Here is a 12,941-nt window from a genome sequence, read left to right on the forward strand (position 1 = left end):
AACAAAGGGAAAGTGCAATGCACTTTCCCTTTGTTTATATCATACTTAATTTAAAAATTATTTTTAATAAATTGAAATGCTAAGATGAAAAGTGGTTAATATATAATATAGGACTATGTTAATTGAAAAGGGGAAGTATATGAAAACTCTAAATAAAAAGATTTTTACACATGACTATTCTAAATTTACAGAGGAATATATTGCGAGTAAAGCTAATTATTATGGTATACCTAAGAATGTATTAGAAAGACAGATATGGATATACGAAATACATTCTCAAATTCAAAAAAGGCTTAAAGGTAAAGTTATTCTAAAAGGTGGAGCTTGTATTCAATTATATCTTCCTATTGATATGCAGAGGGGTACTGAAGACTTAGATTTATATACAGATTTAACAATTAAACAATTAAGAAAGATAATGAAATCTATTGAGAGAGAGTTTAATACTAATAAAATACATATAAAAATTAGTGAGTATATTCCTGAAAGCATAATTAAAACAGGAAAAACACTACCTATTACAACTTTTATGTTTAAACTTCCTTTAATTTTTAAAAAAAATAAAAAAGGAGATAAATCAAAGATTAAAATAGATTTTTTACATGTTGATATTAATAATATAAGGACTAAGGAAATCAAAAATGGAAATGCTTTGGGGTTAGACTTAAAGTATGTTCCTGTTTGTGTTGATCCATATTATATAATATCTTCTAAAGTTATAATTTTTGCAGTGAATTCTATAGGAATTGAAAAATTTAAGAAGGATAAGCTATATAAAAATATATATGATTTATTTTATATGCTTCATATATATAATAGCGAGAATGATTTAAAAAAAGTAGTTAAATATATTCAACACAATATAAAAGAAGAATTTTATATAAAAAAATTAAAACCTATAGGAATGGAAGTGATTTTTAATGATATATTACAGGAACTCTATTATTTATCACTCTATGATTTAAGAGATAATTTTACAGGTTATTCAAAAAGATTTTTAGATTTTCAAAATAATTATATACAATACCATATAGGAATAAAATTAGATTTTGATTCGTGGAGTATTATGTGCATATATGTATATTTATGGACTTATGCATTAAAAGAAAGTATTTTTTATGGAGACTATTCCAAATTAGATAATGTAGATAAAATTACTAAAGAACATGATTATTATAAAAAGTTAACTAAAAAAGAGCAGCAAAATTATTTGAACAATATAAAAAATAAACTTGCAAAAAAAAGAGCAAAGCTAAATTATAAGTATGTTAAAGACCCTTTAAGACTTATTTGCATGTTTAGTCTTTATTTTAAAAAATAAAATACATTAAATATATTTTAGAAATTTTAATAACCAGCAATTGACTATATACTGTAAATAGTTAATTGCTGGTTATTATCTTTGTAATTATTTTACTTCAGAAACTTGTCTTGGGTCATCTCTTTTGGTTTTCTTTTTTATTTCACCTTTTTGATTTTCAGTTGGTGAAGGTCTTTTCATACCTTTTTTAGCCATAGTTATCTTCACCTCGAATATATTTTTCTTATTAATTCAAAATTAGTATTACCCTATAGTAATATTTGATACGCTTTATAATAATATTGTGTACAAAATATATATAAGATAAATATTATATTATAAAGAGGTGATAATATGAAGTACAAATTAAATGACCTCATAGATATTTTGGAATTAAGAGAATTTTTACAGAGTTTATATGAATATACAGGAGTTTCATCAATAATAATAGAAAAAGATGAAAAAGATATGGTTGTGGTTGGTGATAAAAATAAAATATGCATAGATGAATTTAAAGATATAATTAATACTATAAAAAATGGAGCGGATTATTTTGAAGTTAACTGTGAAAATGGATTTTGTAATATAGTTATACCTATATCAATAAATGGAGAAATTCTGGCGATAATTTGTCATAATGTTAATGTTTGTATGAAAAATAAATTTATAAAATTTTTTAGAAATATGGCAAATTTAATTTGTTCCTTGTGTTCAGAAAGATTAGATTCTATTTACGCAGAAAAAAAATCTAATAAGAGCTATAATGAGTTACAAGTTGTACACGAAAAATTAATAGTAGCAGAAGAAGAGTTTAGACAGCAGTTTAATGAATTGCAAATTAATGAAAAGCTTTTGAAAGAAAGTGATGAGAGATATAAATTAGTTCTTTTAGGATCTAAAGATGGGATCTATGATTGGAAATTATTAACTAATAACTTTTTTTATTCTAAACAATGGAAAAATATGATTGGTTACGAGGATAATGAATTATCTAACACATATGAGAGTTGGAAAGATAATATTCATCCATATGAAAGAGGTAATATAGTAGCTAAATTGGAAAATTATTTAATTGGAAAAGAAAATATATATACTTTAGAATATCGTTTTACAAAAAAAGATGGTTCTTATATTTGGGTTCAAAATCATGGCTATATTTTAAGAAATAGTAAGGGGAAAGCTATACGTTTATCAGGTTCACATACGGATATAACAGAAAGAAAGAAAAGAGAGAAAAAAATTTATAATTTGGCGTTTATTGATTTAGTGACTGGACTACCAAATAGAAGTTATTTATACAAAGATTTAGTAAAATTATGTGAAGCAAAGGATAGATTTTCTTTGATTTTTATAGATATAGATAAATTTAAAGAAATTAATGATACTTTTGGGCATTCTTTTGGCGATTTGCTTTTAAAGGAGTTTACTAGTGTTCTTAATAATTTAGTTGGATATGATTATAAGGCTTACAGGTGGGGCGGGGATGAATTTGTATTAATATTAAAAATTAATACAAGTCCATCAGAAGTGAAAACTCTTTTATGTGATATAGACCATGTTTTAGGAAACAGTATTATAGTGAAGAATAAGGAGATGTTTATTACATCAAGTCTTGGAATAAGTATTTTTCCAGAGCATGGAGCTATTCCAGAAGAACTGATAAAAAATGCCGATATAGCAATGTATTCTGCTAAGAATGGGGGGAAAAATTCTTTTAAGAACAATTATAAAATCTATAATAAAGAATTATATATAAATAATTTAAAAAAAATTAAGTTTGAAAAAGCTTTGAGACTTGCTGTTAAAAATAACGAATTCACAGTATTTTATCAACCTCAAATAGAAATTCAAACAGGAAAGGTTATAGGAATGGAAGCTCTAGCAAGATGGATCACACCTAAAGGCAAATTAATTTCACCAGCAGAATTCATCCCTTGCGCTGAAGAAATAGGTGCTATAATACCTATAGGAGAATATATATTAAAAACTGCATGCAAGCAAACAAAAACATGGCATGATATGGGGTATGATGATTTAAAAATTTCTGTAAACTTATCAGGAAGACAGTTGGAAAGCAAAAAATTAATTTATATTATATTGCATATTTTAAATGAAACTAAACTCGAATCTAAATATCTTGAACTTGAAATAACAGAAAGCAATGCAATGAAAGATATGGAAAAGACTATTAAACTTTTAAAAATATTAAAAAACATGAATATAAGCATATCTTTAGACGATTTCGGAACAGGATACTCTTCGTTAAATCATCTAAGAAAATTTCCTTTGAATAATTTAAAAATAGATAAATCTTTTATAGATGAAATAACTATAAATATTACCCAAAACAGAATTATAAAAGCAATAATATTTCTAGCTCATTCACTGAATTTGAAAGTTATTGCAGAAGGAATAGAAACTAAAGAACAGCTTGAAGCATTAAAACAAATTAATTGTGATGAAGCACAAGGGTATTATTCTAGTAAGCCTGTTTGTTCAGAAGAATTTGAAAAATATTTAAAAAAATACTATAAATAAACACAGTATAAGAATATTGGTTAGCAATATTCTTATACTGTGTTTTTATTCCATAACTTTGCTTCTAAATGTTTCTTTCATTTGTTCATTGTCTTTAGCAAGTTTAGCCCAGTCAACTTTAAATGCTCTGTCTCCGAATGTTTTGAATTCAGGAGCACCTTTTGGAGGAACTACATCATTTCGTACTGAATGCATCCAACCTTTAACGATAGCTTCTTGTCCTTCCTTAGATAGCCACCAATTTTCAACAGCTTTAGCTGCTTCAGGATTTTCACAAGTTTTAAATATAGCTATTGGACTTGGAACAACAACAACACCGTCTTCAGGATATACAACCTTTAAAGGCTCGCCTTTATCAGCCATTTTTAAGATGTTTTCTTCTAATATGATACCAACATCATATTCTCCAGTGATTAATTTGTTTTGAACCTTGGAATTACCATCTTCTACTTTTAAACCGTTAGTTTTTAATTTTTCAAAGTAATCCCAACCAAAAGCATCAGATATTGCACCAGCAGTTACGAAAGCAGTACCAGAAAGTAGTGGGTTCGGCATAGCTAGTTTATCTTTCCATTTAGGATTTAATAAATCTTTAAAAGATTTTGGAGCTTCTTCATCTTTAACTTTGTCAGTGTTATAAGCTATTATCATGTTAGAAATTCTAACGCCTGTCCAATATCCTTCTTCATCTTTATATTGAACATCTTTTCTGTTAGGGGCATCGTATTTAAGTAAAAGGTCTTGATCTTGTAGTGTTAAGTAATAGGAAGGATCTGCAACCATAAGTAAATCTGCACTTACTTTATTGGCTTCGATTTCTCCAGTGAGTTTAGTTACAACTTTTTCTGTTCCACCTTGGAACCATTCAATTTCAAGATTAGGAAAAGCTTCTTGGAGTGCAGGTTTTACACTTTCAATAATATCTGGATAGATAGAAGTGTAAATCATAAGTTTGCCACTAGGTCCCTCCACTTTTTTTGCATTAGTAGAAGCAGCTTTTTTATTTCCGCAGCCAGTAATTAAAGTTAAAGACAAGCAGAAAATCATAGCAACCATAACTAGAAATTTAAAATGTCTTTTCATTTTTGACCTCCTTATATTTTATTGAAAATTATATATAGTAAATTAACTATATAGCTTTTTGTAGTGTTTGAGAGTTGCTTTTATCAGGAAATACCATAAGCTTATTAAAATGTAAATAAACTTCATCACCATCTTTATAATTTGCATATGCAGATGATTCATCTGTTACACGAATAGTTTGACCACTTATATTTATTCTGCAATCGGCTGAATCACCTAAATATAGTTTCCTAAGTAAAATTCCTTTAATTCCAGGTCCTACTTTGCTTATAGAAATGTTTTCGGGTCTTATAGCTACAATGCCTTTTCCAATAAAAGTAGTTTGTGTTTCAAAACTATAATCTAGTTTAGGGATTGTTACCTTATTTTTATCTATATCTGCTTTAATAAAGTTTACAAGCCCTATAAAATCTGCTACAAACTGGTTAATAGGATTGTCATATATATTCATTGGAACATCTACTTGTTGAATAACTCCTTTATTCATTACTATGATTCTATCGGACATTGCCATAGCTTCAGCTTGATCATGTGTAACGTAAACAACGGTGATTTTTAATTTTTTTTGTAATTCTTTTATTTCAAAACGCATACTTTCTCTTAATTTTGCATCGAGATTACTAAGAGGCTCATCTAAAAGCAAAAGTTCGGGTTCTGCAACTAAAGCTCTGGCTAAAGCTACTCTTTGTTGCTGTCCACCAGATAATTGGTTAGGATATCTTTCTTCATATTTGTCAAGGTCAACAGATTCCAAAGCTTTTATTGTTTTTTCTTTTATTGTATTTTTATCCATCTTTTTTATTTTAAGAGGGTATGCAACATTATCAAAAACGGTCATGTGAGGCCAAACGGCATATGATTGAAAAACCATTCCGATATCTCTTTTTTCAGGAGGAACAAACATTTTACTATCAGAGGAACTAACAACGACATTTCCTATACAAATTTCTCCACTGGTAGCTTTTTCAAATCCAGCTATCATTCTAAGAGTAGTGGTTTTGCCACAGCCAGAAGGACCTAGTATAGAAACGAATTCCCCATCTTTAATCACAGCGTTAAAATTATCTACTGCCTTAACTTGTCCGAATTGTTTAATGATGTTTGTTAATTTTACTTCTGACATATTATCTCTCCTTTAATTTATATAAATTTATTCAATACTAAATTCCTATATTTCCTTTTGAGAATTTTCTCATAACTAAATTTCCTATGAGGACTATAAGTAATATTAATACTGAAAGTATCGAAGCACTTTGAGGGTCAGCATAAGTTTGCAATTCGTATAGCAATACTCCTATGGTCTTCGTTTTTGATCCATATAGCAATATGGACATTGATAATTCATAAAAAGATGGCATGAAAATCAAAAACCATGAAGCGATAATAGAAGGTGCTATAAGTGGAAAAATAATATCTTTTAAAGTTCTGAGCCAAGAAGCTCCTGAGTTTAAAGCTGCTTCTTCTAATGATTCATGTACTTGTGAAAGTGAAGCTGAAATTGTTCGAACTCCCATCATCAAATATTTAATTAGATACGATATTATAAGTATTGAAGCAGTGGAATATAAATTTAAACCAAATTTACCTGAAAAAGTTATAATCATTGCTAGAGCAATTACAACACTAGGTGTAGCAGAACCTAAAGTTACTAAAAAGTCAGGAATTTTACGTCCTTTTACATTAGTTTTAACCACAAGATAGGATATTAATAGTGAAACAAGAGTACCAACTATAGCTGTAATTATTGCATATATAAAGCTGTTCTTTATAGGTACTATATATTGAGGGTTTGAGATAGCTATATACCAATTTTTAAAGGTTAAATTAGATAGAGAAATTGGTTTTGACAAAGTTTTTAATAAAGAAGTTATTACAATGGAACCTATAGGTAAAACAACTGCAATAAATCCATAAATACTAACGATAGCTGTAATTAATTTTTTCCATTTGCCCAATTCTACCAAAGTAGGTCTTGTACTTTTTCCTGAAATAGTAACGTATTCTTTTGCAGCGATTACCGTTGTTGATAAAAACAAGATAAAATTAGCAACAACCATTAATGAAACTGCAAGAGCAGTTGCTTCAGAAACGCCTTTAGAACTACCTAGGTACACATAAGATACTATTCTAGTAGTAAGAACCTCTATTCCAGCAGGCATTCCTACTATAGAAGGGATACCAAAAGCTGATGCTGCGGAAACAAAAACTAAAAGTCCACCTGCTAGTATACTTGGTAGGGTAAGTGGCAAAGTGATATTAAACATTGTACGAAGAGGTGAAGCACCAGATATTCTTGCGCCTTCTTCTAATGTTGGATCCATTTTCTCTAAAGCACGAGAAATAGTTATAAAAGCAAAAGGAGAATAAAATAATGTTAATACCCACACAAGACCACCAGTTGAATAAATATTAAAGGGAGCAGAAGATAAATGAAAAACTTTCATGAAAAATTTATTTAAGTATCCAACATTGGGATTTAGTAATTGAGTCCAGGCTATACCTCCAACGTATGGTGGAATCATGTATGTAGTTATAAAAAATGTTCTAAAAAATTTTTTCCCAGGTAAATCTGTTCTTCCAATTAGCCAGGCTAATGGAAAAGTTATAACTAAACTTAATAACATAACTAAGAGGGAAATTTTAAATGTGTTTATAAATGCACTCCAGTTTACAGATTTTGAATATACATTACTGTAATTAGCTAAACTTGAACTTTCATTTACTATAAAACTTTTAATTACTAAGTATATCATTGGAATAACTTCGAATATAACTAAAACTAAAATTGCCAGCAGAATTATAATCCATTTAATGTTGAGTTGCCTTAGGTGAGAAAATGCTTTTTTTTCAGTTGTTACTGAAGGGGTATTGTTCATGCTAATTTCCTCCTTTAAAACAATTAGCTTACTTGTCTTGAATAAAAGTACTTTTACATAAAGTATTTATCACCCTCTTTAATAAATAGAAGCAAATACATTTAAAAAAATAATATAAAGATAGTAACTATGTGGATGTGATGTTATGTAAAAAATTTAATTAAATGTAAAAATAAGTTAAACACAGGTACATAATAGCATATTAATAATTCAAAGTCAATTTACAAAAAAATATATATAAATAAAAAAGTATTATTTAATAATAAAAAAATAAAAGGTAGATATATATATATCTACCTTTTAAAATCAAAAGTTTAAAATATTTTGTTTTATAGAATATAATGCTAATTTTATCTTTAGATTTAGGAACTTTTGTATTATATGAAGTTTCTAAATCTTAAATATTTCCAAGACAAACACCTCCAGTATATTTGAATTGATTTTCAATTCGTTAATACTTTTGTGATTAGTCATGCTGGATAGATTATACTTAATTTCAACTCAATATTTTAAAACTCTTTGACACTAATTATAATGTCCAGTTTTTAAAATTATATGTGTAGTTTTTAGCTATTTAAGAAATTTAGTATATCTTGTGATTTGTCAGATAAACCTGCAATTATTAATCTATCACCTTTTAATATTTTAGTATCAGCTGTAGGAAGTATTTCCAAACCATCTCTAATTATAATGAAAACTCTAAAGTTATGTGGAAAGCGTATTTCTTTTAGTGGTTTATCAAATAACTCTTCATTCAGTGGAATAATCTCCATTATTGAGATTTTATGTACCAAAGAGGGAGGCAACTCAGTTATATGATCTTTTTTTAATATTTTATCAAAGCAAAGAGGAAATAATATACATGATATAACTGTTGTTAAAATAAATGCAGAATAATCTGAGGAACTTATTATATTTAGATTAAATGCCATTTGAGCTCCAACTATTAATAAGCTAAGTTGTGCTGATAGTATAAATGATGCAGAAATTGCTTTATTGATTCCAAAATATAAAGACATAATCAAAGAAGGAACTAATTTTACTACAAATATTATGATGATGAATATTGGAATGTTTGCTAAAGAACTTGGATTATGAAAAATAGCAGATAAATCTAAGTTAACACCTACCATAATAAAATAAATTGGAATTAAGAAACCATACCCAAGTATATCTAATTCATGTTTTAAATCCTCTTTTTCTTTATCAAGTATTAAGGTGAATATTACACCTGCCAAGAAGGAACCCAAAATTATTTCAGTACCTATTTTATCTGAAATTGTTACGAGAACAAGGATAAGTGCAAAAGCTGCTCTAACTCCAATGTGTAATCCTCTAAAGGAAGCTGTTGATAAATCTAAAAAAAGAGAAAAACCTTTTATAGCTTTAAACAATAAAAAGGCTGTAACAAATAAAATTATAAATAGAAAATTTTTATATGTTAACCCGTACATTATAGTAGAAGATATAAAAGTTAAGGCTATTAAACATACAAATTCACAAATTAATGAATAGATAAGTATAGCTTGACCGTACTCTGTGTTTAATATTTTTCGTTCTTTTAAAAAAGGAACTATAAGCCCTGGAGCTGAAGCGGTAAAGAGTAAGGTCATGAATGAGATATCTTTTATAATGTTCATATTATATAAAACTTCTGAAATAAAATATGAAATTAAAAGAGATATAATAAACATTCCAAAAGACATTAAAATTCTAAGAAATGCTTTTGTCTTTTCTCTACCTATGCGTATTCTATCTACATCTATTTCAAGTCCGCTTAAAAACATAAGATAAGCAAGACCTAAATGAGATAGAAAACTTATCCATACATCTTCATGTACTAGATTCAAAAAGCTTTTGCCTATTATAATTCCTACAAATATTTCACCTACAACAAAGGGAACTCTAAATTTTTTTATAAAATTAATAAAAATAGGAGTTAAAAATGCAAAAATAGAAAGTATTAATAAAGAATCAAAATTTATAGTTTCTGTCATAATAAAACCTCCCTTAAATTTTAAGATGTTTTTAGAATTGAACGATTCCAATTTATTATGGAAGTTCTTTAATTATAAAATTTTATAATTAAAAAAGTATATATCCATACAGAACAAAAAACCAATTAGCTTAAATTTTGGTTAATAAATGTTCTTTGTTATCAATTGTACATTGTGAATTATCCAATGTCTAGTATTATATTAAGTCTAATATATAGTATATAGAAAATAAGTAAAATTAAACTGAATTATTCATAGATTTAATTTTGAAATAATAAAATAGTATAAATTTAGTCAAGTACAAAAATATGTTAATAGTTTTGTACTTGATTTTTATGGAGGTTAAGCTATGAAGAGATTATTAGATTGTAGTTCTTCAGATTTCAAAAATATAAGTAAAAAAGAATTACTTGAAGCTATTGCTGCTAGTGAAGGACGGGTTTTGGTTTCAGAAGTTATAGGTAATGCTATGCCTTTATACTTTAATATAAGTAATGCAGAGCTTGCGTCAGCTTTTGGAACTGATATTATATTACTTAATATGTTTGATGTGTATAATCCAATTTTTAATGGTATTTCTAAAGTAGATAATAATAATATAATAAAAGAAATAAAAAGACTTACAGGTAGAGTAATAGGAATAAACTTAGAGCCAGTAGATAGTGAAATAGAATCTATAGGAGATATGTGCGAAATTTCAAAAGGAAGACTAGCTACTAGAAAAACGGCTGTTAAGGCTTATGAAATGGGAGCAAATATAATAGTTTTAACAGGAAACCCTGGAAGTGGAGTTTCAAACAAAGCAATTATATCATCGCTAAAGAATATTAATGAGGAATTAGGCGATAAAGTGATTCTTTGTGCTGGAAAAATGCATTCATCAGGTTCATTAAAGGAAAGTGGAGAGAGTATTATAACCAAGAAAGATATAAAAGAATTTGTAGGTGCTGGAGCAGATATAATACTTATGCCTGCACCCGGTACTGTACCAGGAATAACAGTTAAGTATATTAAAGATCTTATATCGTATGCTCATAGTTTAGGAATATTGGCATTAACAGCTCTCGGAACATCTCAAGAAGGAGCTGATTGTGAAACTATTAAGAGAATTGCACTTATGTGTAAAATGGCAGGAACGGATATACATCACATAGGAGATGCTGGATATACTGGAATTGCAGTACCAGAAAATATTATGTATTATAGTATTGCAATAAGGGGAAAAAGGCATACGTATATTAGAATGGCAAGATCTATAAATAGATAGAATATGTGTAAATCGTGAATAAAACTATTTAACAAAAAATCTTAAATGTAACCACTATAGTTTATAGTAGCGGGGGTTATGTTTAAGATTTTTCAACAAATAAATGGAAACAAAAATTGTATTTTTATTATAAAAATATAATTTCGTGTTAAGAACAAATGAAATTTAAAAAAATATAATTGCAATGTTTTTAGAAATGCAAAATTAAATGTGAATTTAGGGAAAGGCATCTATAAATAAAACACGGATATTAGAGGTTTGAATAGAAAAAAACAAAACAAAATTGTAAGAATATAGAAAATATTTAATATGAAATATTTAATATGAAATATTTCATATTAAATTATGCAATTTTGTGCAAATTACTATTTATTAAAGAGTGATTATGTGATAGACTTATATTAAGTCAACGATTTAGTTTAGGGGGGCAAACATTGATTAATAATTTTACAGAAAATATATTTAATGAAAATATATTTAATGAAAATATATTAGGAGAGTTAACTGTTGCTGCAGAAAGCAATAATGTTATTAATTCTAAATATTATACAAAATATGATGTTAAAAGAGGTTTAAGAAATGAAAATGGAACAGGAGTTTTAGTCGGATTGACTAAGATTGGAAATGTTCATGGATATGTTATGGATAATAAAGAAAATAAGATTCCTGTTGAAGGAAAATTAACTTATAGGGGAATAAATTTAAGAGAAATTGTTGACGGATTTCAATCGGAAAAAAGATTTGGATTTGAAGAAGTATGCTATTTGCTACTTTTTGGAGAACTTCCAAATAAAGATAAATTAGTTAAATTCAAGCATGTTTTAGGAGAGTGTAGAACATTACCTGATGGATTTACTGAGGATATGATATTAAAATTCCCTAGTAGGAATATTATGAATAAGCTACAGAGAAGTATATTAGCAGCTTATTCTTTTGATGATAATCCTGATGCTGTTAGTGTAAAAAACATATTAAGACAAAGTATAGAACTTATAGCAAGATTTCCTACGATGATAGCTTATGGATATCAAGCAAAAGCCCATTACTATAATGATAAAAGTCTTTACTTACATTCACCTAAAGCTGAACTTGGAACTGCAGAAAATATTCTTTATATGATAAGACCGGATAATAAATATACTAAAACCGAAGCGGAGGTTTTAGATTTAGCATTAGTATTACATGCTGAACATGGAGGCGGTAATAATTCAGCATTTGCAACTCACGTTGTATCTTCTACGGGAACGGATACTTATTCGGCAATAGCTTCAGCAGTAGGCTCTTTAAAAGGACCTAAACATGGAGGGGCCAATATTAAAGTCATTAATATGATGAAAGAAATAAAAGAAAATATTAAAGATTGGGAAGACAATGATGAGATAAAAAATTATCTTTTAAAAATTGTTAAAGGTCAAGTTTTTGATAAATCAGGTTTAATATATGGTATAGGGCATGCTATTTATACTCTTTCTGATCCAAGAGCTGTTATGCTTAAGAAAAAGGCTTTAGAATTAGCTGAGGAAAAAGATAGAATAAATGAATTTAATTTATATAAAAATGTAGAAGAAACGGCCATTGAGATATTTGAAGAATTAAGAGGAAATAGGAATATATGTGCAAATGTAGACTTTTACTCAGGTTTTGTATATGAAATGTTAAACATCCCATGTGAATTATATACACCATTGTTTGCAACAGCTAGAGTTCCGGGATGGTGTGCTCATAGAATAGAACAAGTTGTAAGTGAACCTAAAATTATAAGACCTGCATATAAAAATATTAATGGAAATTCAAAATATATTAATTTAAGTTGTAGATAAAACCTAGAAGAATAATACTTCTAGGTTTTACCAAATACTAAATAAAAATTTATATTAATA

At 27.5% G+C, this 12,941-nt stretch carries 8 protein-coding genes; 4 read left to right on the plus strand and 4 right to left on the minus strand.

Going from position 1 to position 12,941, the window contains the following annotated elements:
* The first annotated feature begins 139 nt into the window (after window positions 1-139).
* Entirely contained in the window at window positions 140-1,321 is a 1,182-nt protein-coding gene (locus OW763_RS12340; RefSeq protein WP_268041445.1) for a nucleotidyl transferase AbiEii/AbiGii toxin family protein, read from the plus strand.
* Between the two features lie 333 nt (window positions 1,322-1,654).
* The gene (locus OW763_RS12345; protein WP_268041446.1) at window positions 1,655-3,838 is read left to right on the plus strand and encodes a bifunctional diguanylate cyclase/phosphodiesterase; all 2,184 of its coding nucleotides are present in this window, start codon (window positions 1,655-1,657) and stop codon (window positions 3,836-3,838) included.
* A gap of 45 nt (window positions 3,839-3,883) precedes the next feature.
* Here OW763_RS12345 and OW763_RS12350 read toward each other — a convergent pair whose 3' ends face one another.
* The 4 genes from OW763_RS12350 to OW763_RS12365 form a co-directional block, all read right to left on the minus strand.
* Window positions 3,884-4,921 carry an ABC transporter substrate-binding protein gene (locus tag OW763_RS12350; RefSeq protein WP_268041447.1) on the minus strand — a complete coding sequence of 346 codons (1,038 nt, stop codon included), beginning with the start codon at window positions 4,919-4,921 and terminating at the stop codon, window positions 3,884-3,886.
* Window positions 4,922-4,967: 46 nt separating this feature from the next.
* Entirely contained in the window at window positions 4,968-6,044 is a 1,077-nt protein-coding gene (locus tag OW763_RS12355) for an ABC transporter ATP-binding protein (protein WP_268041448.1), read from the minus strand.
* 37 nt (window positions 6,045-6,081) lie between these two features.
* Window positions 6,082-7,797 carry an ABC transporter permease gene (locus OW763_RS12360; RefSeq protein WP_268041449.1) on the minus strand — a complete coding sequence of 572 codons (1,716 nt, stop codon included), beginning with the start codon at window positions 7,795-7,797 and terminating at the stop codon, window positions 6,082-6,084.
* A 566-nt stretch (window positions 7,798-8,363) separates the two neighbouring features.
* Window positions 8,364-9,794, minus strand: a complete 1,431-nt coding sequence (locus OW763_RS12365; protein WP_268041450.1) for a cation:proton antiporter — start codon at window positions 9,792-9,794, stop codon at window positions 8,364-8,366.
* Window positions 9,795-10,143: 349 nt separating this feature from the next.
* Between OW763_RS12365 and OW763_RS12370 the strand changes: the two genes are divergently transcribed.
* Together OW763_RS12370 and OW763_RS12375 are read left to right on the plus strand one after the other, a co-directional pair.
* The gene (locus OW763_RS12370; protein ID WP_268041451.1) at window positions 10,144-11,061 is read left to right on the plus strand and encodes a DUF7916 family protein; all 918 of its coding nucleotides are present in this window, start codon (window positions 10,144-10,146) and stop codon (window positions 11,059-11,061) included.
* Window positions 11,062-11,534: 473 nt separating this feature from the next.
* Entirely contained in the window at window positions 11,535-12,881 is a 1,347-nt protein-coding gene (locus OW763_RS12375; RefSeq protein WP_268041524.1) for a citrate/2-methylcitrate synthase, read from the plus strand.
* The last annotated feature ends 60 nt before the right edge of the window (window positions 12,882-12,941 follow it).

This window comes from Clostridium aestuarii (assembly GCF_026735135.1).
Taxonomy (GTDB): domain Bacteria; phylum Bacillota; class Clostridia; order Clostridiales; family Clostridiaceae; genus Clostridium_H; species Clostridium_H aestuarii.

What these genes read in the sequence shown, in the direction of transcription:
- OW763_RS12365 (WP_268041450.1), bottom strand. Translation starts at nt 9,794, where the DNA reads ATGACAGAAACTATAAATTTTGATTCTTTATTAATACTTTCTATTTTT.
- OW763_RS12340 (WP_268041445.1), top strand. Translation starts at nt 140, where the DNA reads ATGAAAACTCTAAATAAAAAGATTTTTACACATGACTATTCTAAATTT.
- OW763_RS12360 (WP_268041449.1), bottom strand. Translation starts at nt 7,797, where the DNA reads ATGAACAATACCCCTTCAGTAACAACTGAAAAAAAAGCATTTTCTCAC.
- OW763_RS12350 (WP_268041447.1), bottom strand. Translation starts at nt 4,921, where the DNA reads ATGAAAAGACATTTTAAATTTCTAGTTATGGTTGCTATGATTTTCTGC.
- OW763_RS12370 (WP_268041451.1), top strand. Translation starts at nt 10,144, where the DNA reads ATGAAGAGATTATTAGATTGTAGTTCTTCAGATTTCAAAAATATAAGT.
- OW763_RS12345 (WP_268041446.1), top strand. Translation starts at nt 1,655, where the DNA reads ATGAAGTACAAATTAAATGACCTCATAGATATTTTGGAATTAAGAGAA.
- OW763_RS12355 (WP_268041448.1), bottom strand. Translation starts at nt 6,044, where the DNA reads ATGTCAGAAGTAAAATTAACAAACATCATTAAACAATTCGGACAAGTT.